The organism is Streptomyces actuosus (genome assembly GCF_016921115.1).
GTDB classification, from domain to species: domain Bacteria; phylum Actinomycetota; class Actinomycetes; order Streptomycetales; family Streptomycetaceae; genus Streptomyces; species Streptomyces actuosus_A.
Genome location: NZ_JAFFZS010000036.1, coordinates 1 through 22880, shown reverse-complemented (window position 1 = coordinate 22880; position 22880 = coordinate 1). Strand labels below are relative to the sequence as shown.

Annotated in this window: 16 protein-coding genes; 6 read left to right on the top strand and 10 right to left on the bottom strand. The window is 71.6% G+C overall.

What is annotated here, in order from left to right; all coding sequences use genetic code 11:
- The first annotated feature begins 215 nt into the window (after positions 1–215).
- Together JS756_RS29920 and JS756_RS29915 are read left to right on the top strand one after the other, a co-directional pair.
- Positions 216–1226 (top strand): aldo/keto reductase, encoded by a 1011-nt coding sequence (locus JS756_RS29920; protein WP_205386385.1) that lies wholly within the window; start codon positions 216–218, stop codon positions 1224–1226.
- A 26-nt stretch (positions 1227–1252) separates the two neighbouring features.
- Positions 1253–1846, top strand: coding sequence for a TetR/AcrR family transcriptional regulator (locus tag JS756_RS29915; protein WP_205386384.1), 594 nt, complete (start codon positions 1253–1255; stop codon positions 1844–1846).
- 171 nt (positions 1847–2017) lie between these two features.
- Here the strand turns inward: JS756_RS29915 and JS756_RS29910 are convergent, their stop codons facing one another.
- Together JS756_RS29910 and JS756_RS29905 are read right to left on the bottom strand one after the other, a co-directional pair.
- Complete coding sequence (locus tag JS756_RS29910; RefSeq protein WP_205386383.1) at positions 2018–2224, bottom strand: hypothetical protein; 207 nt, start codon at positions 2222–2224, stop codon at positions 2018–2020.
- Positions 2225–2341: 117 nt separating this feature from the next.
- On the bottom strand, positions 2342–3769 hold the full coding sequence (locus JS756_RS29905; RefSeq protein WP_205386382.1) for an MFS transporter: 1428 nt from the start codon (positions 3767–3769) through the stop codon (positions 2342–2344).
- A 101-nt stretch (positions 3770–3870) separates the two neighbouring features.
- Between JS756_RS29905 and JS756_RS29900 the strand changes: the two genes are divergently transcribed.
- Positions 3871–4782 (top strand): helix-turn-helix transcriptional regulator, encoded by a 912-nt coding sequence (locus JS756_RS29900; RefSeq protein WP_205386381.1) that lies wholly within the window; start codon positions 3871–3873, stop codon positions 4780–4782.
- 93 nt (positions 4783–4875) lie between these two features.
- On the opposite strand, the gene JS756_RS29895 is transcribed toward JS756_RS29900, so the two are convergent.
- On the bottom strand, positions 4876–6327 hold the full coding sequence (locus JS756_RS29895; RefSeq protein ID WP_205386380.1) for an MFS transporter: 1452 nt from the start codon (positions 6325–6327) through the stop codon (positions 4876–4878).
- Between the two features lie 93 nt (positions 6328–6420).
- On the opposite strand from JS756_RS29895, the gene dusB reads away from it, so the two are divergent.
- Positions 6421–7608 carry a tRNA dihydrouridine synthase DusB gene (dusB, locus tag JS756_RS29890; protein WP_205386379.1) on the top strand — a complete coding sequence of 396 codons (1188 nt, stop codon included), beginning with the start codon at positions 6421–6423 and terminating at the stop codon, positions 7606–7608.
- On the opposite strand, the gene JS756_RS29885 is transcribed toward dusB, so the two are convergent.
- The 3 genes from JS756_RS29885 to JS756_RS29875 form a co-directional block, all read right to left on the bottom strand.
- Entirely contained in the window at positions 7609–9681 is a 2073-nt protein-coding gene (locus JS756_RS29885) for an alkaline phosphatase family protein (protein ID WP_438817355.1), read from the bottom strand.
- Between the two features lie 366 nt (positions 9682–10047).
- On the bottom strand, positions 10048–11988 hold the full coding sequence (locus JS756_RS29880; RefSeq protein ID WP_205386378.1) for an amylo-alpha-1,6-glucosidase: 1941 nt from the start codon (positions 11986–11988) through the stop codon (positions 10048–10050).
- Positions 11985–13403: an MGH1-like glycoside hydrolase domain-containing protein gene (locus tag JS756_RS29875; protein ID WP_205386377.1), complete on the bottom strand. Its 1419-nt coding sequence runs from the start codon at positions 13401–13403 to the stop codon at positions 11985–11987. Before JS756_RS29875 ends, JS756_RS29880 begins: the two co-directional genes overlap by 4 nt.
- Positions 13404–13523: 120 nt before the next feature.
- On the opposite strand from JS756_RS29875, the gene JS756_RS29870 reads away from it, so the two are divergent.
- Both JS756_RS29870 and ppdK read left to right on the top strand, forming a co-directional pair.
- The gene (locus tag JS756_RS29870; protein ID WP_205386376.1) at positions 13524–14750 is read left to right on the top strand and encodes an ROK family protein; all 1227 of its coding nucleotides are present in this window, start codon (positions 13524–13526) and stop codon (positions 14748–14750) included.
- A gap of 499 nt (positions 14751–15249) precedes the next feature.
- Positions 15250–17997: a pyruvate, phosphate dikinase gene (gene ppdK, locus JS756_RS29865; RefSeq protein ID WP_438817354.1), complete on the top strand. Its 2748-nt coding sequence runs from the start codon at positions 15250–15252 to the stop codon at positions 17995–17997.
- A 312-nt stretch (positions 17998–18309) separates the two neighbouring features.
- On the opposite strand, the gene JS756_RS29860 is transcribed toward ppdK, so the two are convergent.
- The 4 genes from JS756_RS29860 to JS756_RS29845 all read right to left on the bottom strand — a co-directional run.
- A complete protein-coding gene (locus tag JS756_RS29860) occupies positions 18310–19407 on the bottom strand; it encodes a hypothetical protein (protein WP_205386375.1) in 1098 nt (365 codons plus the stop codon).
- Positions 19408–19442: 35 nt separating this feature from the next.
- Positions 19443–21197 (bottom strand): DUF6571 family protein, encoded by a 1755-nt coding sequence (locus JS756_RS29855; RefSeq protein WP_205386374.1) that lies wholly within the window; start codon positions 21195–21197, stop codon positions 19443–19445.
- Between the two features lie 71 nt (positions 21198–21268).
- Positions 21269–22330 (bottom strand): IS630 family transposase, encoded by a 1062-nt coding sequence (locus tag JS756_RS29850; protein WP_205386373.1) that lies wholly within the window; start codon positions 22328–22330, stop codon positions 21269–21271.
- 350 nt (positions 22331–22680) lie between these two features.
- The coding region (locus JS756_RS29845) for a transposase (RefSeq protein ID WP_205386372.1) at positions 22681–22880 on the bottom strand (200 nt) is incomplete at its 5' end.

Genomic DNA, 22880 nt, shown 5'->3' with positions numbered 1-22880 from the left:
GTTCCATCATCCCCGCAAGTGTTCTTTACATGTCAATTGCATTTACGTTCGGCATACGAAGCGGTACGGAAGTGGGATGAAGGTGCAACGAGCGAGAGCACAACCTTTTCGGTCTTCAGATGTCCCGGGGTGCCGTCGGGAGTCGCGGCGAGGTCGATGACAAGTGACAGCTGACAGATGTTGAAATCTGTCATTCCCTGTGTGAGGGTGGCGCCATGACGACGCGCACCCGAACCCTCGGAACCACCGGCCCCCGGGTCTTTGCCCTCGGCCTCGGCTGCATGGGCATGTCCGCGCTCTACGGCGCAGCCGACCGCACCGAGTCGATCGCGACGATCCACGCCGCCCTGGAGGCGGGGGTCACCCTGCTCGACACCGGCGACTTCTACGGCATGGGCCACAACGAGCTGCTCATCGGCGAGGCGCTGCGCACCGCACCCGCGCCCCGCCGTGAACAGGCCCTCGTCAGCGTCAAGTTCGGGGCGTTGCGCGGCCCCGGCGGCGAGTGGAGCGGCTACGACGGCCGCCCGGAGGCGGTGCGGAACTTCGCCGCCTACTCGTTGCAGCGCCTCGGCGTGGACCACATCGACGTGTACCGGATCGCCCGGCTCGACCCGGACGTGCCGATCGAGGAGACCGTCGGCGCGATCGCGGAACTGGTCGAGCAGGGCCACGTCCGGCACATCGGCCTCAGCGAGCTCGGCGCGGCCACCGTCCGCCGTGCCGCCGCCACCGCCCCGATCGCCGACCTGCAGATCGAGTACGCGCTCATCACCCGCGGCATCGAGAAGGAGATCCTGCCCACCACCCGCGAACTGGGCATCGGCATCACCGCGTACGGCGTGCTGTCCCGCGGGCTGATCTCCGGGCACTTCGGCCGCGACCGGCAACTGCCCGCGAACGACTTCCGGGCCTTCTCGCCCCGGTTCCAGGGCGAGAACCTCCGGCACAACCTGGACCTCGTCGACGCCCTGCGCGGGATCGCGGCGCAGAAGGGCGTCTCGGTCGCCCAGATCGCGATCGCCTGGGTGCTGAGCCGCGGCGAGGACATCGTCCCGTTGATCGGCGCGCGCACCCGTGAGCGGCTCACCGAGTCGCTGGGCGCACTGGACGTGACCCTGGACGCGGCCGACCTCGCGGCGATCGAGGACGCGGTGCCCGCAGACGCGGCGGCCGGGGACCGCTACCCCCGGGCGGCGATGGCCCACCTCGACAGCGAGCGGTGACCCCGCCGCCGGGTACGGTCTGGGCCATGGCACCGACCAGCGAGCCCCTGACCGCCGAGCGCATCCTCGAAGCCACCGAGGAGGTGCTGCGCCGCCACGGGCCCGCGAAGGCGACCGTGGTGGACGTGGCCCGCGCGCTCGGCGTCAGCCACGGGAGCGTCTACCGGCACTTCCGCACCAAGGCGGCGCTGCGCGAGGCGGTGACCAAGCGGTGGCTGGACCGCACCTCCGAGGAACTGTCGGGCATCGCCGCCGACGAGGACCGCGTCCCCGAGGCGCGGCTGCGGGACTGGCTGGAGGCCCTGTTCCGGGCCAAGCGCCGCAAGGCCGGCGACGATCCGGAGCTGTTCGCCACGTACATGGTCCTGGCCGGCGAGAACGGCACGGCCGTCGCCGAGCACATCGGCGACCTGATCGCCCAGCTGGCCCGGATCGTCCGCGCGGGCGTCGATACAGGTGCCTTCGCGGCCGCCGACCCCGACCGGACCGCCCGGGCCGTCTTCCAGGCCGGCGGACGCTTCCACGACCCCTGCCACGCGCGGGCGTGGGAGAAGCCGGGCGTCGAGGACGACTTCGCCGCGGTCGTCGACCTGATGCTGCGAGGTCTGGCGGCCCGCTGAGCACTGCGCCTCGGGCGCCGGCGCCGCCGCACCGGACGCGGCCGCTTCAGCCGCCCGGGCCGCCGTCGTGGCCGAACGCGCGGGTCTCCGCGCACCGCGGGACGCCACAGCTGCGGAGCCCGCAGCTTCCGGAGTGCGCCCCGCCCGGCGCACCCGGAGGGCGCCGGGCGGTCACGCGGCCGTCGGGTCCACGGTCGCCTGGTGGGCCTCGGCCAGATGCTCCTGGGCCTTCAGCCAGGGCAGGAACTGCGCACCGCGGCGCCAGCCGCACGTGTCGCATCTGATGGTGCGCTGCACTCCGGTGCGCTGCACCCGGACCACGTGCTCCCGCCCGTGGCCGTCCCAGCGGCTGACCTTGCTCGTGTCGATCTGCGGCATGACGCCTCCCGCGGCCGTCGGTGTGCGGAACTGTCCTCGTGCGCAGCAAGGAGTGTGCAGCAAGTCCACCGCCGGCGGACCCGGTTCGCCCGGGCGCCGTTCGGGCCGCGCCCCGTGTCAGCCGACCGCGCGCGGCAGCCGCAGGCTGAGCAGACCCGTCAGGACGACCCCGGCCAGTTGGACGCAGAGGGCCGTCAGCAGGGCGTCCCGCATCCCGATGTGCGGGGTCAGGGAGAGGAAGAGGGTGCCGACGGTCGCCACGCCCAGAGCGAGCGCGGCCTGCTGTGTGGTGCTCATCACGCCGCTGCCGACGCCGGCCCGGGCGGGCGGCACCTCCGACAGGACGACCCGGTACAGGACGGGCAGTTGGAGCGCCTGGCCGGCGCCCGCCACGGCGCCGCCGGGCAGTAGCGCGACGACCCCCAGGTCCGGCCAGGACCACCGGGCGGCCAGCGCGATCAGGACCAGGCCGGCGCCCTGCAGCACCGCGCCCGCGGTGATCACCCGGGTTCCGTGGCGAGCGACCAGGCGGGGCCCGGCCAGGGAGACGAGGAAGAACGCGACGGCGAGGGGCGCGAGGGCGAGACCGGCCCGGACCGGGCCGAGGCCCGCGCCCCGCTGGAGCGCGACGGCCATCACGAACATGAAGCCGCTGAAGCCGATCGAGAACGGCAGGATCATCACCAGTCCGCGGCGCAGCGTCAGCAGCGTCAGCAGGCTCGGCGGCACGAGCGGGGTCCGTCCGGCGCGGTCGGCCCGGCGCTCCACCGCGAAGAACGCGCCCGCCGCCAGGGGGAACGCGGCCAGCGACAGCCACGTCCACAGCGGCCAGCCCGCTGCCCGCCCCTCGGTGAGCGGGGCCAGCAGGACCAGCAGGGCCACGGCCAGCAGCACGGTGCCGGGGCCGTCGACCGGCTCCGGCGCCTGCGAGCGGGTCTCCGGAACGGTCCGGGCGGCGAGCACCAGCCCGAGCAGCACGACCGGCACGTTGATCAGGAACGCCAGCCGCCAGCCGGTGCCCCACAGGTCGGCGGCGACCAGCAGCCCGCCCAGGATCTGGCCCGCCACCATGGACAGGCCGGCCGTCGCGCCGTACAGGCCCATGGCCCGGGCGCGGCGCTGCCCGGACGTCGCCGCCTGGATGGTGGCGAGGACCTGGGGCAGCATCGCGGCGGCCGTGGCGCCCTGCGCGACGCGCGCCGCCACCAGGCCCCAGGCGTTCGGGGCGAGCCCGCAGGCCAGCGAGGCCAGGCCGAAGGCGGCCATGCCGCCGAGGAAGAACCGGCGCCGCCCGAACAGGTCGCCGAGGCGCCCGCCGAGGACGAGCAGGACGGCGTAGGCGACGCCGTACCCGGCGACGACGAGTTCCAGGACGCTCTCGCCGGTCCCCAGGTCCCGGCCGATGGTGGGCAGGGCGACATTGACGATGAAGAAGTCCACGAGGGGGAGCGCCGCGCCGAGCAGCACGGTGAACAGTCCGGGGCCGCCCAGTTGCGGGGGCGACGGGTGCGGGCGGACGACATGTGAAGTGGCAGTTTCGGTCACGGCTCCGAGCCTGCTCCGCCGGCGAGGGGGGTACCAGAGTGTCCTTGTCCTGGTACAAGCAGTACCTGGCAACAGGATGCGGGGGGCGGCACCCTGGAGACATGACGATCCTGGCCCAGGAGACGCAGCCCGCCGGCACGGCGTCCCACAGCACCGAGATCCGCCGTCACGAGCTGGCCGCCTTCCTGCGCAGCCGCCGTGAACGGATCGCCCCCGAGCAGGTCGGTCTGCCTCGGGGGCGCCGCCGCCGCACGCCCGGGCTGCGGCGCGAGGAGGTCGCCCAGCTCTCCGCGGTCGGCGTCACCTGGTACACCTGGCTCGAACAGGCCCGGGACATCCAGGTCTCGGTCCAGGTCCTGGACGCCCTGGCCCGCGCCCTGATGCTCGACGGCGGTGAACGCGCCCACCTCTTCCAGCTGGCCGGGGCGGTCGACCCCACCCCGGCACACAGCTGCCCGTCGGTGACGCCGGCGGTACGCGCGGTGCTGGAGCAACTGGAGCCGCTGCCGGCCTCCGTCCAGAACAGCCGGTACGACATCGTCGCCTACAACCGCACCTTCAGCCTGCTGCTGTGCGACCTGGACGAGGTGCCGCCGGAGGACCGCAACTGCCTGATCCTCTCCTACACCAACGACGACTGGCGCTCCTCGCTGGTGCACCTGGAGGAGGCCCAGCGGCTGATGGCCGCCCGCTTCCGTGTCGCGATGGCGGGCCATCTCGGCGAACCGGGCTGGAAGATGCTGTTGAAGCGGCTGCGCGAGCAGTCCCCCGACTTCCGCGCGTACTGGGACCGACACGAGATCGCCGTCCACCGCACCCGGCTCAAGGAGTTCCGCAACCGCTACGTCGGGCGCATCACCGTCGAGCACACCGACCTGTGGCTCAACCCCGAGCTGGGCGCGCGGATGGTGACCTACGTCCCCGCGGACGAGGAGTCACGGCGCAGGCTGGAGAGGCTGCACGCGATCGCGCTGGAGCGCGAGGCCGGCGCCGGGGACCGCGACGCGGCGTGACGGTGCCGCCCCGCCGGGAGCGGGGCGGCACACCCGGTCCGGTCGCCCCGCCGGACGCGCGCGAGCGGCGCGGCCGTGTCCCGGAAGGGCGTCTCAGGCCCGGTCCGCGGCCTCCGCCGTCCGCGGCACCCGCGCCGGGTCCAGCCGCGCCGCCGCGCGCTCGGCGGTCCGGCGGGCCCACCGCCCGGTGGTCGACGCCCCGAGGCCGAGCACGACGAGCCCGCACCCGGCCAGCACCCACCAGCCGGGCCGGGCGGCCGAGACGAACGCGTCCCGGTACGACGAGGCGCCGACGCCGGCCGCCAGTACCGCCCCGACCACCGCGACGCCGAGCGTCTGCCCCAGCTGACGGCTCGTGGAGGCGATGGCCGCCGCCACACCCGCCTGCGTGCGGGGCATACCCGACACCGCCGTGTTGGTGATCGGCGCGTTGACGAAGCCGAAGCCGATGCCGAACAGCACGTAGCCGGCGAACAGGGTGACGTTCGACGTCTCCGCCTCGAACGCCGCGAACAGCACGGCACTGGCGGTCATCGCGGACCCGGCGACCAGCAGCGGCAGCCGCGGCCCCCGGCTGCCGACGAGCCGCCCCGACAGCGGGGCGCACAGGAACGTCGGCACGGCCATCGGCAGCATCCACAGGGCCGCGTGCAGGGCGTTCAGGCCGCGCACGTTCTGCAGGTACAGCGTGGACAGGAACAGGAAACCGCCCAGTGCCGCGAACGCCCCGACCGCGATGACCGTGGCCCCGCTGAACGGCGCGGAGCGGAAGAAACGCAGGTCGACGAGGGGCTCGGCGCGGCGGGGCTCGTACCGCAGCAGGCCGAGCAGCGCGGCCGCCGCGAGCGCCGCGTAGGGCAGGACCGCGACGGCACCGGACTCCGGGGCCTGGATGATCGCGTACGTCAGGGTGCCGAACAGGACGACGACGAGCACCTGGCCGACCGGGTCGGGCCTGCGGGCTCGGGGGGCCCGGGACTCGGGGACGAGGGCGGCGGTGAGCAGAAGGGCGGTGAGGCCGACGGGCAGGTTGACCCAGAAGATCGACCGCCAGCCGACGTTCTCCACCAGCAGGCCGCCGACCAGCGGGCCCGCCGCCATCGAGAGGCCGACGACGGCGCCCCACACGCCGATCGCGCGGGCGCGTTCGCGCGGGTCGGTGAAGGTGTTGGTGATGATCGACATGGCGACCGGGTTCAGCATGGAGCCGCCGACGGCCTGCACCATCCGGAAGGCGACCGGCGACGAGAGGTCCGGCGCCAGCGAGCACAGCAGGGATCCGGCCGTGAACACGACCAGGCCGGCCATGAAGACGCGCTTGCGGCCGACGCGGTCGGCGGTGGATCCCGCGAGCATCAGCAGCGAGGCCAGTACCAGGGTGTAGGCGTCGACGGTCCACTGGAGCCCCGCCGTCGTGGCGTGCAGTTCGCGCTGGACGGACGGCAGGGCGACGTTCAGGGCGGTGACGTCCAGGCTCACGATCAGCAGGCTCGTGCAGCAGACCGCGAGCACGAGCAGACGTCGGCGAGGGCTCGGCTCGGGCATGGGCCCATCCTACGCTTTCAATAGTGCGACTAACTAATGAGTTATGCACGGGTCTGGTCGTGCGCTGCGGAGCCGATGGGCCAGAATGGGGGGATGCCCGCGACCGCCTCGCCCCTGAAGATCGGCCCCCACTCCGTCCGGCCCCCCGTCGTGCTCGCGCCGATGGCGGGGATCACCAACGCGCCCTTCCGTACCCTGTGCCGGGAATTCACCGAAGGCGGATCATTCGGCAAAGGCGCGTCGCGGCGCGTCGCGGGCGGCGGCAAGGGCCTCTTCGTCAGCGAGATGATCACCACCAGGGCCCTGGTCGAACGCAACGACAAGACCATGCAGCTGATCAGGTTCGACGCCACCGAGCAGCCGCGCTCGATCCAGCTCTACGGCGTCGACCCGGCCACCGTCGGCAAGGCCGTCCGCATGATCGTCGAGGAGGACCTCGCCGACCACATCGACCTGAACTTCGGCTGCCCGGTGCCGAAGGTGACCCGCAAGGGCGGCGGCTCGGCCCTGCCGTACAAGCGCAACCTGCTGCGGGCCATCCTGCGCGAGGCCGTCGGCGGGGCCGGCGACCTGCCGGTGACGATGAAGATGCGCAAGGGCATCGACGACGACCACCTCACCTACCTCGACGCCGGCCGCATCGCCGTCGAGGAGGGCGTCACCGCCGTCGCCCTGCACGGCCGCACCACCGCCCAGCACTACGGCGGCACCGCCGACTGGGACGCCATCGCCCGGCTGAAGGAGCACGTGCCGGAGATCCCGGTGCTCGGCAACGGCGACATCTGGTCGGCCGACGACGCGCTCCGGATGGTCCGCGAGACCGGCTGCGACGGTGTCGTCGTCGGCCGCGGCTGCCTGGGCCGGCCGTGGCTGTTCGCGGACCTGGTCGCCGCCTTCGAGGGCCGCACCGGGGAGTACGCGCGGCCCACCCTGCGCGAGGTCGCCGACGTCATGGTCCGGCACGCCACGCTGCTCGGCGAGTGGATCGGCGACGAGTCCCGCGGCGTCATCGACTTCCGCAAGCACGTCGCCTGGTACCTCAAGGGCTTCGCCGTCGGCTCCGAGATGCGCAAGCGGCTCGCGATCACCTCCGGCCTCCAGGAGCTGCGGGCCGGCCTGGACGAACTCGACCTCGACCAGCCCTGGCCGACCGGCGCCGACGGGCCCCGCGGCCGGACGTCCGGCAACAACCGGGTGGTGCTGCCGGACGGCTGGCTGAAGGACCCCTACGACTGCGCGGGCGTCACGGAGGACGCGGAGCTGGACACCTCGGGGGGCTGATCAGCTCCCGGACGGGTGCGGCACGGAGCCGTACGCCGTCAGGAAGCGGTCGCGGAAGGCGTTCATCTTCCACACCGGGGCGTCGTGGGCCGGACGCAGACCGTCCGTCCAGTTCCACCCGGCGATCTTCTCCAGCACCTTCGGGTCCTTGGCGACGATCGACACCGGTACGTCCCGGCTGGCGTGGTTGCCGCTGACCCGCGCGATCGGCTGGTGGTCGCCCAGGAAGACCAGCACGGTGTCGTCGGTGCCGTAGCGCTGGAGCCACTGCACCAGGCTGGTCACCGAGTACTCGATCGACTTGCCGTACTCCTCCTTGGAGCGCTGCGAGTCGGTGATGATGTCCTTGGGGTCGTTGCCCGCCTTCGCCATCGGGCCGAAGATCCGGCCGTCGCCGAGCTCGTCCCAGCCGACCAGCTTCGGGATCGGCGCCCACGGCTGATGGCTGGAGGTCAGGATGAGCTCCGACATCAGCGGCTTGTCGCGCTTGCGCCCGTGCTCCACCTGCTGGAACCGCTCCAGCGCGTACTGGTCCGGCATCGTCGACCAGCTGAACTTCGGGCCGCGGTAGCCCAGGTGGAAAGCGTCGTACACCTTCTGCAGGCCGTAGAACTTCTGCTCCGGCCAGCCCTTCTGCACGCCCGGCATCACGCCGACGGTGTCCCACGCGCCGGTCTTCTCGAACACCTTCGTCAGGGACAGGTGGTCGCCCGCGGTGACGGTGCGGTAGCGGCTCTGGTTGTCGATCCACAGACCCGACAGGAACGTCGAGTGCCCCAGCCAGCTGTTGCCGCCGTACGTCGCCGACGTCAGCCAGCCGCTCTTGGCGTGGAAGCCCGCCTCCGCCAGGGCCTGCGTGTTCGCATCGAGAGTGCTGTCGACGCCCGGAGCCGTCACCGGGTCCTCGATGGCGCTGCGGCCGTAGCTCTCGATGAACGTGAAGATCATGTCCTTGCCGCGCAGGTCCGGCACGAGCTGCTCGGGCGGGGTGGCCCCGAAGACGTCGGCCTTGGCCTCCTTCGCGAACGCCCGCTCGTCGCGGATCGTCGCGCGCACCGCCTGTTCGCGGGAGCGGACCATCTCCACGGTGTGATCGGAGGCGACCGGGACACCGGAGATCTGCACGTCCAGTGCCGAGCAGGTCATCCACACCGTGCTGCACAGCAGCAGCACGCGTGTCGAGCGCGTCGGGTGACGGCCGATCAGGCCGCCGATGCGGACGACCGCCAGTGCCATCAGCGCGAGCAGCACGCCGACGAGCACGACCAGTGCGACGGTGGCGAGCCGGGCCGACGTGCCGCCGATCGTGTCGGCGACGTAGGACTCGGCGTCGCCCAGCAGCGGCCAGTCCAGGATCACGTTGAACCCGCGGCCCAGATACGAGTTGAACCCCATGTCCAGCAGGTCCAGCACCGTCACCACACCCAGCACCAGCCCCGCGAGCGCCGCCGCCACGGCCCGCGGCCTGCGCGGCAGCACGAGCAGCACGGCCGCCGCGAGCAGTCCCTCCACCGGGATCCGGGCGAACGCCGCCGGCGCGAACTGCTCGCTCCGGTTCGGCATCAGCAGCCCGGTGAGGACGAGCGCGAACGCCAGCACGGTGACGGCCAGCGACAGCACCCGGGCGGGGACGGGATGCCCGGACCTCCAGCGCCGAACGGCCCGGCGCGCGCGGCGGGCGGGCCGGGTGACGGCACGGAAGGCGGCCAGGGCCAGCGGAGGACCCGAGGGGGCCGGGCCGTCGGCCTCGGAGGGCGGGGCGGTGTCCGTGGCGGGAGCCGGGACGGCGTTCTCCGCGGGCACGGCGCTCCCGGCGCCGGGAGCCGGGACGGCGTCGTGGGCCGTGGTGGCGTCGGACGACACCACGGCCTCGGGTGACGCGGCGGCGTCGTCCGGGGGCGGGGCCGCCTTTGCCCGGGTCCCGGGCTGCCGGGCCTCGCCCCCGGGTGACGGGACGGTCGGTGTGCGGGGTGCCCCGGCGGCGTCCTCGCGCGTCGCGGCCGGCACCTCCGCGTCGGCGTTGTCTGTCTCGGCCGGTTCCGTTGCCTGGCGTGTGCTCGTGTCCTGGGGCACCCCGGGGTCCTTCCGTGCGCGGCATGGCGGAGTGGCGGGCCCACGCTGGGGGAGGCGGTGCCCGCCGCCCTCCCGTACGGGGTGGCCGGAGTCCGCGTTCAGCCAGTTCACCCAGCGTCCGGCAAACAGGCGGCAAACCCCGCGCCAACCGGCCGGCCGGGCCACCGCGGCATCACGCCCGCAGGGCGCCCGGCACACCCGTCCGACGATGGCCGCCGAGCCCTTCCGCCGTCCGCCGCAACGCGCCCGCACGGCGCCCGTCACGGTGCCCCACCCGCGCCCGTCCTGCGGACCGGACGCCCGGACGCCGCATCCCCCTGCCCCGCCGTCCGGGCGCCCGGCGTCCGTGTCCGGGCCGCCGCCCTCCTACGCCCCGCCCACCGCGGTGAGCAGGGCCAGTGGCGCCGCCGCCGACCTCGACTCCCGCACGCACGCGTGGGGGTACGGCACCGGCTCCGCGTGCGTGTCCCGTCCGTACCCGGCGAGCACCTCCGGCAGCCGGTGGCCGGCCGCCGTCGCCGCGTCGACCAGGGCGTGGGCGACCGTGCGGGCCTCGTCGTGCAGGCCGTAGCGGGCCAGGCCCAGGGTGATCAGCGCGTTGTCGTGCGGCCACACCGAACCCCGGTGGTACGACAGCGGGTGGTACGCCTCCTGGCCCGCGGCCAGCGTGCGCACCCCCCAGCCGGAGAAGAAGTCCGGCTCCAGCAGCCGCCGGCCCACCATCTCGCCGTACTCCTTGTCCAGCAGCCCCGACCACAGCAGATGCCCGGCGTCCGAGGCCAGCGCGTCGACCGGGCGGCCGTCGCCGTCCAGCGCCAGCGCCGGGAAGGAGCGCTCCGGCATCCAGAAGTCCCGTTGGAAGCGGTCCCGCAGATCACCGGCCGCCTGTTCGAGCAGGGCGGCGTACACCTCGTCCTCCCACACCGTGCGCGCCAGCCACGCCGTGCGGCGCAGTGCGTCGTAGGCGTAGCCCTGGGCGCCCGCGGCCATCACCGGCCCCGTGGGCCGGGTGCCGTCGGCCGAGCAGATCGCGCCCGGGGAGTCCTTCCAGTTCTGGTTGGCGAGGCCGCCGCGGTCCGCCCGGTACACCAGGTAGCCGCGGGAGGTGAGACCGCCGTGGTCGAGCATCCAGCCGATCGCGGCCCGCGCGTGCTGCTCCAGCCGGCGGGCCGTGGCCGCGTCGCCGGTCCGCTCGACGTACGCCCCGAGCAGCACGAGGAAGAGCGGAGTGGCGTCGACGGAGCCGTAGTAGCGGCCGAACGGCACCTGCCCGAAGTGCGCCAGCTCGCCGTGCCGCACCTCGTGCACGATCTTGCCCGGCTGCGCCACCGACGCCGAACCCGCCTCGGTCGCCTGTGTCGCGGCGAGCGCGGGCAGCGTCGCGGCGGCCAGTTGGGGTCGGTAGGGGAGGGCGAACAGGGAGGTGAGCAGCGCGTCGCGGCCCAGCAGGGTCAGGAACCAGGGAGCGCCGGCCGCCGGGACCCGCAGCTCCTCCCCGTCCGGTCCGGTCGCCGGGACCTGCAGCGCGGCGAGGTCGGCCAGGCCCCGCGCGCAGGCGGCGGCCAGCTCCGGCCAGCCGGTCGGGAAGGCCACGCCCTCCACGAACGCGCCCTCCGCCGCCAGCAGTTGCTCGGTCACCGCGGCCGGGGAGCGGGGCACCCGCAGCGCCCGCTTCTCCCCGTGCGGGCGAGCCATCACCCGCAGGGTCAGCTCCGCGGTGCCGTGCGGCTCCAGGTCCAGGGACCACACCAGGCGGCGGGCGCCTGCGCCGGTCTCCTCGACGGCGTCCGGGGCGGGCTCGGCCGCGACCGTCGTGCACGACCGCCACTCGCCGCGGCGGTAGACGAACTCCAGCCCGTGGTCGAGGACCTGACGGGAGCGCATGGCGCCGGTCTTGACGTAGGTGCGGTGGTCGGAGCGCAGCTCGAACTGGTCGGCGAAGTCGGCGTCCGCGGTGATGGCGAGCCGGACCCGGGTGGCCACCGGACGGTTGCTGGTGATCCGCAGCGACTCCACGAACGAGGCGTCCCCGACGGCCTGTTCGCGGAAGAGGGTGCAGGCGGGCGGTTCGTTGCGGCCGCCGCGCGGGACCAGCACGCAGCGCGCGGTGTCGCCGTCGGCGACGGGCGCGAGCGTCTCGGGCACCGCGCCGTCGACGGTCAGCTGCCAGCGGCTCAGATGCCGGGCGTCCCGTACGAACAGTCCGTCCGGGGCGTGGCCGCCGCCCCGTACCCCGCTGATGTCGCCGCCGTCGCCCACGGCGGCGAACGTCCCCCCGTACACGAGCAGATGATGCCGTTCCGTCATCCCCGGTCCCCTCCCCTGACTGTCCGATCGTCGTCGACTGCGCTGTCGTGGTGCGTGGTGCTGTGCAGAAGGTCGAGCGCGAGAGCCGCGGTCCAGCTGAAGCCGGTGGCCCCGCAGGCGGCGCCGGTGTACGGGTCGACGTACTCGGCGAAGCCGGAGCCGGCGGCGCTGGTGAGGACCGCCTCGGCGAGGGCGTCGGCCCGGTCGCGCTCGCCGTGCGCCCGCAGCCCCCGCTCCACCAGCCAGGCGGTGTTGAACCAGGCCGGCCCTCGCCAGTAGCGGTGCGGGTCGAAGGCCTCGCCGAGCAGGTCGTAGCTGGGCACCAGCCGGGTGGAGCGGCCCAGCCCGAAGTGCGGGCCGGTGAGCGTGCCGACCAGCGCGGTCGTGATGTCGCGGGGCAGCCCCGGCAGCAGCAGCGGGATCAGCCCGGACACGCTGCGCTCGCCGATCGGCCGCCCGTCGCACAGGTCCCGGCACAGGAACATGCCCGCCGCCGGGTCCCACAGCCGCTCGACGAGCGCACCCGTCAGCCTCTCCGCCCGCGCATGGCGGGCCGTCCCCGTCGCCCCCAGTTCGTGCGCGATCCGGGCGAGCGCGTGCTCGGAGGCGATGAGCAGGGCGTTGAAGGCGGGGTCCTCGACGGCGAAGTCGCTTCTCCCGTCGGCGTAGTGGCGGTCCCGGTAGTCGGCGGCCAGCCGTACGTAGCGCCCGTAGTCCAGATCCGTCGGCCGGTCCTGCGCGGCCCCGTGGTCGAGGTCGGCACGCCGGAAGGAACGGGCGGGTGCCGGGGCGACACGGGCGAGCGGCGCGTCCCAGCAGGGGCTGTTGTCCATGCCCTGCTCCCACGGGTGCACCACGGAGGCCAGGCCGGCGCCGCCGAGGTCGCGACGGTGCAGCAGGTACCGGTGCCAGGCCGCCAGCCGCGGGTGGACCCGCTCCAGGAAGCCGCGCGCCCGGGAAAGCCCCGGGTCGGCGCGGTGCACCAGCCAGGCCGCCAGCGCGTGCACCGGTGGCTGCACGATGCCCGACGTCTGTACGGTGCGCGGGGCGCCCGCGGTGCGCCCGGCGGTGGAGGAGCGCCAGAAGTCGGGGCTGGGGAAGTACGCGTCCAGCGGGACGGAGGGGTTGAAGACGATGTGCGGGATGCGTCCGTCGCCCCATTGCGCGGCCAGCAGCGTCTCCAGCTCCGTCTGGGCCCGTAACGGTGACAGATGCCTCAGGCCGACGGCGATGAACGCCGAGTCCCACGACCACTGGTGCGGGTACAGCCCGCGGGAAGGGACCGTGGAGGCGCCCGTCCAGTTGCCCTCGAGCACCCGTGCGGCCCTGACGTGCAGCGCATCCGCCGTGGGCGGCGGATCGTATGCAATGTCGCGCTCGGCGCGGCGGGTGGTGAGCTGGGCAGTGCGATCCACTCGGGACTCCCCGAAAGACGTCCGGCCGACGGGTTCGGCCGTGGCCACCGTAGGGTTACGTCTATTTAACACGCAAAACCCAATATGTAATGCAAGCTTGAGAAACACAAGGGGGTGCGCATGACCGGACGGCCGGGCAGGACCGGACGAGGCGGAAGCCAGGCGAGCGCCGGCGATCTGCTCGAACTCGTCCGCAGTGGACGCGCGACGACCCGCGGCGCGCTCCAGCAGGTGACGGGGCTGTCCCGGGCCACGGTCGGCCAGCGCCTGGAGCGGCTCTTCCGCGCGGGCTGGCTGCGCGAGGGAGCCGGCGGCCCGGTCGGATCGCCGCTCGGCGGACGCCCCTCGATCACCCTGGAGTTCGACGACGAGCATGCGGTCGTCCTCGTCGCCGACCTCGACACCCGGCATGCCCGCGCGGCCGTCCTCACCCTCACCGGCGAGATCCTCGGCGAGCGCTCCGGCGCCCTGGTCGTCGAGCAGGGTCCGGACGCCGTTCTCGGTGAGCTGGGCCGCTGGTTCGCCGACCTGCTGCACGAGGCCGGGCACCGCGCGGGCGAGGTGTGCGGCATCGGCCTGGCCGTCCCCGGGCCCGTCGACAGCGAGACCGGCCGGGTCGTCCAGCCGCCGATCATGCCCGGCTGGGACGGCTACGACATACGGGGCCGGCTGGCCAGGGCCTTCGGCGAGCACACGGGCGCCGGCCCGGTCCCGGTCCTGGTGGACAACGACGCCAACCTCATGGCCTACGGCGAGCAGCGCACGTCCTACCCGGGTTGCTCGGCGTTCGTCCTGGTCAAGGTGTCGACCGGCATAGGCGCGGGCGTCGTGGTCGACGGCTCCGTCTTCCGCGGCATCGACGGCGGCGCCGGCGACATCGGCCACATCCGCGTCCCGGAGGGCGCGGACGCGCTGTGCCGGTGCGGGTCCTACGGGTGTCTGGCCGCGGTCGCCAGCGGAGGCGCCGTGGCCCGGCGGCTGGTGGAGGCCGGGGTCCCGGCAGCTTCCGGCTCCGACGTGCGGCAACTGCTCGCGTCCGGGCACCCGGAGGCGACCGGGCTCGCGCGGGAGGCCGGGCGCCGGGTCGGGGACGTGCTGGCGACGGTGGTGACCCTGCTCAATCCGGGCGTGCTCATGATCGCCGGGGATCTGGCCGGAACACCGTTCCTGACAGGGGTACGGGAGCTGTTGTACCAGCGGGCGCTGCCGCGCTCGACGGCCCACCTGGACGTGGTGACCTCGCGGCTGGGGGAGCGGGCCGCCCTGGTGGGGGCGGGGGCGATGGTCGTGGAGTACCTGTACGCGCCGGAGCGGGCCGAGGAGCGGCTGCGGGCGCTGGGCGTCTGACCGGCGCGTTCGTGCCCGCGGGCCAAGGGGGCGGCCGCGGGGGCGGGGCCCGTCCGGCGGGCGGTCGGCGGGCCTCTGGCCGCGGGTTCTGTGAAGAGGATGTTTCGGTCCGGGTACTCGTCCGCATGGTGAAATCCGGGCCGGTGTGGCAGCGTGATTCTCGCCACCCCTGATAGGGGTCGCGCTCAGATGAGCGGTTTGCGGGCGGCTGCACTTCTGAAAGGGGTGGCACTGAGTGCCACCCTTTGATCGTTCATCGAGCAAAATCAGACGTGCCGATTGCCGCTCAAGTGAGCGCCTTGTGGGGTCTACGGGGGTTGATGCCTTCAAGAAGTGAACACAAGATCGGCAGGTGGCATGCCCAGCCTTGACTTTCGATCTACCGGCCGACGCCTGGTTACAGGCACATGACGCACAAGTGGACGTACCCAGGCGCCTTCGATCTGGGTATGTTCCTCGCCGTCAGGGCAGCCACCGCGTCCTCGAGGAGTCGAGACCCGTGTCGGAAAACAAAGATCTCCAGGTAGCCGAGCAGGGCAGCAGCGTTGAGGGCATGAAGTTCGTCTACGACTTCACCGAGGGCAACAAGGACCTCAAGGACCTCCTCGGCGGCAAGGGCGCGAACCTCGCCGAGATGACCAACCTGGGCCTTCCGGTCCCGCCCGGCTTCACGATCACCACGGAGGCCTGCAAGGTCTACCTGGAGAGCGGCACCGAGCCCGCGGCACTGCGTGACGAGGTGAGTGCGCACCTCGACGCGCTGGAGACCCGCATGGGCAAGAAGCTCGGCCAGCCCGACAACCCTCTCCTGGTCTCGGTCCGCTCCGGCGCCAAGTTCTCCATGCCCGGCATGATGGACACCGTCCTGAACATCGGCCTCTCCGACAAGTCGGTCAAGGGCCTCGCCGACCAGGCAGGCGACGAGCGCTTCGCCTGGGACTCCTACCGCCGCCTCATCCAGATGTTCGGCAAGACCGTCCTCGGCGTCGACGGCGACCTCTTCGAAGAGGCCCTCGACAGCGCCAAGGAGGCCAAGAAGGCCACCGTCGACACCGACCTGGCGGCAGCCGACCTGAAGAAGCTGGTCACCACCTTCAAGAAGATCGTCAAGAAGGAGACCGGCCGGGACTTCCCGCAGAACCCGCGTGAGCAGATGGACCTCGCCATCCGCGCCGTCTTCGACTCCTGGAACGGTGACCGCGCCAAGCTCTACCGCCGCCAGGAGCGCATCCCGCACGACCTCGGCACGGCCGTCAACGTCTGCTCGATGGTCTTCGGCAACCTGGGCCCGGACTCCGGCACCGGTGTCGCCTTCACCCGCGACCCCGCCTCCGGCCACCAGGGCGTCTACGGCGACTACCTGCAGAACGCCCAGGGCGAGGACGTCGTCGCGGGCATCCGCAACACCGTCCCGCTGGCGGAGCTGGAGACGATCGACAAGAAGTCGTACGACCAGCTGATGCAGATCATGGAGACCCTGGAGAACCACTACAAGGACCTCTGCGACATCGAGTTCACGATCGAGCGCGGTCAGCTGTGGATGCTCCAGACGCGCGTCGGCAAGCGCACCGCCGGCGCCGCCTTCCGCATCGCCACGCAGCTGGTCGACCAGGGCCTCATCGACGAGGCCGAGGCCCTCCAGCGGGTGACGGGCGCCCAGCTCGCCCAGCTGATGTTCCCCCGCTTCGACGAGGACGCGAGGGTCGACCAGGTCGCGCGCGGCATCGCCGCATCGCCCGGTGCCGCGGTCGGCAAGGCCGTCTTCGACTCGTACACGGCCGTCAAGTGGTCCCGCTCCGGCGAGAAGGTCATCCTGGTCCGCCGCGAGACCAACCCCGACGACCTCGACGGCATGATCGCGGCCGAGGGCATCCTCACCAGCCGCGGCGGCAAGACCTCGCACGCGGCCGTGGTGGCCCGCGGCATGGGCAAGACCTGCGTGTGCGGCGCGGAGGACCTGGAGGTCGACACCAAGCGCCGCCGGATGACGGTCCCGGGCGGACACGTCGTCGAAGAGGGCGACGTCATCTCCATCGACGGTTCCTCGGGCAAGGTCTACCTCGGCGAGGTCCCCGTGGTCCCCTCCCCGGTCGTGGAGTACTTCGAGGGCCGCATGCACCCGGGCGCCGACGACGCCGACGAACTCGTCGAGGCGGTCCACCGGATGATGGCCTTCGCCGACCGCAAGCGCCGGCTCCGCGTCCGGGCGAACGCGGACAACGCCGAGGACGCGCTGCGGGCCCGCCGGTTCGGCGCCCAGGGCATCGGCCTGTGCCGTACCGAGCACATGTTCCTCGGCGACCGGCGTGAACTCGTGGAGCGCCTCATCCTGGCGGACACCCAGGCCGAGCGCGAGGAGAGCCTGAAGGAACTCCTCCCGCTCCAGAAGAAGGACTTCGTCGAGTTGTTCGAGGCGATGGACGGCCTCCCGGTCACCATCCGCCTCCTCGACCCCCCGCTGCACGAGTTCCTCCCCGACATCACCGAGCTGTCCGTCCGCGTCGCCCTGGCTGAGTCCCGCCAGGAGCCGCACGAGAACGAACTCCGCCTGCTCCAGGCGGTGCACCGGCTGCACGAGCAGAACCCGATGCTCGGCCTGCGGGGCGTCCGGCTCGGCCTGGTCATCCCGGGCCTGTTCACCATGCAGGTCCGCGCGATCGCGGAGGCCGCGGCCGAGCGCAGGACGGCCAAGGGCGACCCGCGCGCCGAGATCATGATCCCGCTCGTCGGTACCGTGCAGGAGCTGGAGATCGTCCGCGACGAGGCCGACAAGGTCATCGCCGAGGTCGAGGCGGCGACCGGCACACGGCTGAAGCTGGCGATCGGCACGATGATCGAGCTGCCGCGCGCCGCCCTGACGGCCGCTCAGATCGCCGAGGCGGCCGAGTTCTTCTCCTTCGGCACCAACGACCTGACCCAGACGGTATGGGGCTTCAGCCGCGACGACGTCGAGGCGTCGTTCTTCACCGCCTACCTGGAAAAGGGCATCTTCGGCGTCTCCCCCTTCGAGACGATCGACCGGGACGGCGTCGGCTCGCTGGTGAGGTCCGCGGCGGAGGCCGGCCGGCGCACCCGCCCCGACCTGAAGCTCGGCGTCTGCGGTGAGCACGGCGGCGACCCGGAGTCCGTCCACTTCTTCCACGAGGTCGGCCTCGACTACGTCTCCTGCTCCCCGTTCCGCATCCCCGTCGCCCGCCTGGAGGCCGGCCGCGCCGCGACCCGGTCGCAGGGCAGCGACCACCGCTAGGCGCTCCACGGGGAGGCCCGCGATGCGCCGTGGGCTGTCCACGGCTCCGTCGTGGCCGGTCGCGCAGCTCCCCGCGCCCCTTCGGGAACGGCCGATCCGCGGTGGTCCTCACCCCACCTCGACTCGGGCGCCGGGAGGGCCGGGCCCTGCGCAGCCTGCCCTCCCGGGCCTCCCGGCCCACCGAACCCCGGAGCCGCTGTCTGTCACCCGACCCTCAACCGATCGGCAGCGGCTCCGGTACGTCAAGAGAGGGCGGCACCCTGTGCGGGGGTGCCGCCCTCTTGTGCGGGGCCTGCGGGGACTGTCGGATTCCTAGGAGGCCATCCGCACATCGGTGCAACCGCGCGTCTCGGCTTCGTGGGTGGCGAAAGCCTTCAGCGCCGATGTGGCGAACTCAGCGGAGTAGTGGGTGATCGGGGGGCTGTCAGTGGCCCGGTCGTAGAGGTGGTACAGCACGAACACGGCGCGCTGTGTGGACTGCGGGCAAGAGGCGGTGGCCCAAGCGTAGTCCTTGTCACCGTATATGGGGCCGGTGCCTTGCTTGAGCTGGTCGCCCTCACTCCTCAGGAAGTCCTTGGCGGAGGCTCCGTAATACGCGTACAAGCCGAATCCGGGCTTCTTCTGTGATGTCACGAGGTAGCAGTTGGTCTGCGGGGCGTGCGTGTCCGTAGGGTACTCCATGACTTCCGGCACGCCGTTCTGCGCCGCCGTCCGCGCCAAGTCGCGCAAAGAAGCACAGGATCCTTGCGCCTGCTTCAGCGGTTCGGCGGTATCCGGATCACCGAGTTTGGCGGTGGACACCTTGACCAGCGGCTCTCCGGCCTGCACCTGGCAGTCGTGCTTCTGTGCTGCCCTCTGCGCGGTCTCGGCGGTCACCCGGCCGAGCCCCGCGAGCGTGCCGCTGTTCGTCTCCCCGTACAGGTCGCCATAGGCAACAAGGGCCTTGCTCTTCTGGTTCCGGCAGTCGAGAGCAACCATGATCTGGGTGGTGCCGTCATGCCTCACGACCCCGGACCAACCGTTGCCGAGCGGTGCGGCCTGCCCTTTGAAGCCGTTGTAGTCCTCGCTGTACGCAGCGAGGCTCCCGGACGGCGGCGTCTCATTGCTCCAGCGCAGCGTGATGTCGAGTGCCTTGCCCGTGCCGGACCCAGCGGTCTTCACAGAGCACTGAGCCAGGAGGCCGCGCTCGGTATCGTGCGACTCACCGCGAGGGTCCGAGGTGCCCAGCGCGGCTTCGAGTCCCTTCTGCGCCAGCGCGCCGCCGCACGCCCGGTCCAGGGACCGGGCGTCCCGCCAGGAATCAAACGCACCGGTGCCGTACAGCACCAAGGCCACGATTCCCAGGGCCAGAAGGAGCGCCGACGCGGTCCATCCGACGCGGATCCATCGGTTACCGGAGTTGGTCTGCATCGCGCTCATTCTGCCGGGTGCCATTCCTGCGGGAGTCAGCGGTCGGCCCGAAGGGTGTCGAGTGTGTGGTTGCGACCCCAGTCGTACTGGTCCTGGCCCGAGTGAACGAAGGACTTCGTCCACTCACTGTCGATGCCGTGCCCGCGGCTGTCGCCCCATGCCCTGACCATGTGTTCCACATCGTGCAGGCCTGCATCGTAGGTCTTGGCGTTCTTCTCAGTGGCCTCGACGTTGGCTTCGGCCACATGCTCCTTGTTGGACTCGTACGCCCACACGTCGATGGCCTTCGCTCCGAGGTCGCCCGCAGGGGAGAGATCGGCCACGGGGTTGAACATCAGAGCTGTGCTGTAAGCGGTGCTGATTCCATGGTTGAAGTCGGCGGCCCACTGCTGCTTGTGGAACCGCTCGTCGAAAATGACATCCGACCGGACGCCGTCGTAGGCACCCATGGCACGTGAGGACTCGACGATCCGGTTCGTAATGGTCTTGTCGCTGGCGTCCGCAGGGATGTGCTGCAGGACGTCATGTGCATACCGTTGCTCAGCCCCGTAGAGATGGCCGAAGGCCTGCGGGTCGTCGGCGATACCGCGCATGACGGCGGCGAGGCGTTGATGGCCCACGGCCATGTGCGCCCCGTCCTTGTCGGCCCAGACCTCGCCCGGGCTGTCCCAGTCGATGTCGTACTTTGAGTCCGATGCCGCGTAGACGTTGTGTGTGTCAGGCGTGTACGACGTCATGACGTGCGCCAAGGGCGTGGAGAGGTTCTTCGGCAGCTGCTGCGCCTGGCCGTCCGAGAAGAGGGTGTTGATGGTGTGCTGCAAGATGCGGGCCTGGGGCTCGGTGTGCTGTCCGACCGGATGGTAGGAACCCGGCTTCTCTCCCGTCGTAGCGGCCTCAAGGGCTGCTCCGAAGCCCGCCCGGACGTCCCCGTCCTCCGCCATCACCCGCATGCCTACCGTGGTACCGCCAGGTGGGGTCGCGTAGTGGTCGACAACGGTTTCCCAGTCCCTCTCGTGGATCAGGTATTTCAGGTTGTCGTTGTGGGCCGGGTCGAGATATTGGGTGCTGGTCCTGGGGTCTTCGGACATGATGCCGAGGACGCCGTCGTATGGATCGTTGGCGAACCAACCACGTTTCGGGCCGCTGAAGTTGTCCCGGAGGGCCCAGATGGACTCCGTGTTGCCCTTCCTCATGTAGGACTCCTCCGCGTGCCGGACGTCGTCCGCGGTGTCCTCGAGGAACTGGCCGGAGTAGCCGTGGCCTTGCTGCATCAGCGTGACCAGGCTCTGGTAGCCGCGGACCTTCTCGTCCGGGATGGGGCTGAGGCCGTCGACCTTGAATCGAGCGGTCCCCGCCTTGCGCATCTCGTCGCGGAAGTGCTTGTAGAAGGCGGAATGCGGGTCGCGGGTCGCAGTGGCCAAGGTCGTCGCAAGGCCGTGCTCGAGGTCCCGGTACCGGCCAGCGTGCTTCTTGTCGTCGTAGTGGCCCAGGCTCTCAAGCTTGTTGGAGAGCCTCAGCATGCCGCCTGCGCCGAGTTCGTCCAGCAGGGTCCGGCTGAATGCCTCGTTGCCTGAGTTGTCACGGAACATCCGCTGCAGTTCCTTGTAGTCGGCCGCCGTCGCCTTACCCGAGTCGATGCGGGTAGCGATGTCCTTGGCTTCATCCGCCTCATACTTCTCGATGTCGCCGCCGGCCTCGCCGTTGAAGCCGTTCGTTGTGCCGTCGGCGATGTCGGAGTCGATCACGACGGCCTTGAACGCGACCTCTACGCCGTCATCGGCGTCACTCACGGCCTTCACACACTGATTGATGCGATGCTGCCATGACTCGACAGAACTTCTGATGCTGTCCTGATATTTGATCAGAAACTCATGGGGTTCTCGTCCAGGACGTAGCGGACGTGCGGGCCGCCGAAGTAGCCGCGGACGACGTGCGGCTGACGCTGGCGTCGGCGGAAGAAGCGTTGGGTCTCGGTGGCGAGTTCGTCCTGGTTCCGGGCTCGGTGCTGCCGGGGCAGGCTGTGCTTGAGGTCGGCGTTGACCAGCTCGTCAGGGTTCAGCTCGGGCGAGTACGACGGCAGGAAGTGCAGCTCGACATCGTCGGGATGGGCAGCGAGCCAGTCCCGGACCTTCTTCGAGCGATGCGCGGAGTGCCCGTCGACCACGAGATGGACCTTGTGGTCGAAGTGGCCGGCCAGCCGGTCCAGGAAGCGGCACATCACCTCGGCGGTGAAGCTCTCGGTGAAGACCATGAAGTGCATCCGGCCCTTGGTGCTGATCGCCGACATCGCGTTCACGGAGAACCGGTTCCCGCTCCGCCGCACCACGGGCGTCTTACCTTTCTCACCCCAGGTGCGACCGGTGACCTGGTCGGAACGGATACCGACCTGGTCGGCGAAGAGGATCTCACCGCCCTCGGCCCTCACCTTCGCGCGGATCTTCGGCCAGGTCTCCTGGTGCCAGCGCCGGACGGCCTCCGGGTCCTGCTCGACGGCCCGTTTGTCCGGGCGCTGGAAGGACAGCCCCCACCGCCTGAGGTACTTGCCCACCCCCGGTTCGGTCAGCCGCACCCGGTACAGCTTCGCGATCAGCTCACCCACCAGCCGTCGCGTCCACAACTGCCCACTCAAGCCCACGTCACAGGGCCGGTGATCAAGGACTGCCTGCCGCACGGCCGCCTGCTCGGCCTCCCCGAGCACCTGGTGCGGCCCGACCGGCTTGCCCCGCGGGCGCATGACCAGCGCTTCCCGGCCGCCGGCCTGCCACTTCGCCCACCAGATGTCGACCGCCTTCAGCGACACCCCGAACAAGGCCGCCACGTCCTCACGGTCCCGCCCCGCCACCAGGGCGGCCACCGCCCGCAGCCGCAGGGCCTCCTGCGCCGACGGCGACAGATGACGCGCGTCCCCCACCAGATTGCTCACACCCCACCAACGACCCAGAACCCAAACCGTTTCGGATCAATACAAGCGGGAGATCGAACGTTTCCACACGGCATTGGGCAGCCTGGCGGAGGTCGTGGCCTTCATCGTGCTGGGGCTCACCCCGCTCGGCAGCTTCACTTCGCAAGGCGCGTGGGGGCCGGGCTGGTCCTTGCGGCCGCCCTCGCGTTTGTGGCCAGGCCTCTGGTGATGGGCCTGCTCACCGCACCCTTGCGCCTTCGGGCGGGGGAGCGGGTCTTCCTGGCGTTCGCCGGGCTGAAGGGGGCTGTGCCGATCCTGCTGGGCAGCTTTGTGCTGAGCGCGGACTCCGTTGCTCAATTCCTGGTGGCCGGTCAGGCAGTGAGCCGGTAGGCCAGGCGTTCGAGGCGGCTGGCGCGGGGGCGTGCGGGGGTGTCGGTCCAGTGGGCGTCGAGCCGGATGATGTTGATCGCGGTGGCGGAGAAGGCGTGTTGGAGGCTGACCTTGGCCAGGCCGCGGTAGCGGGCCCGGCGGATCCCGGTGATGTCCAGGGCCTGGTTGACGGTGCCCTCGA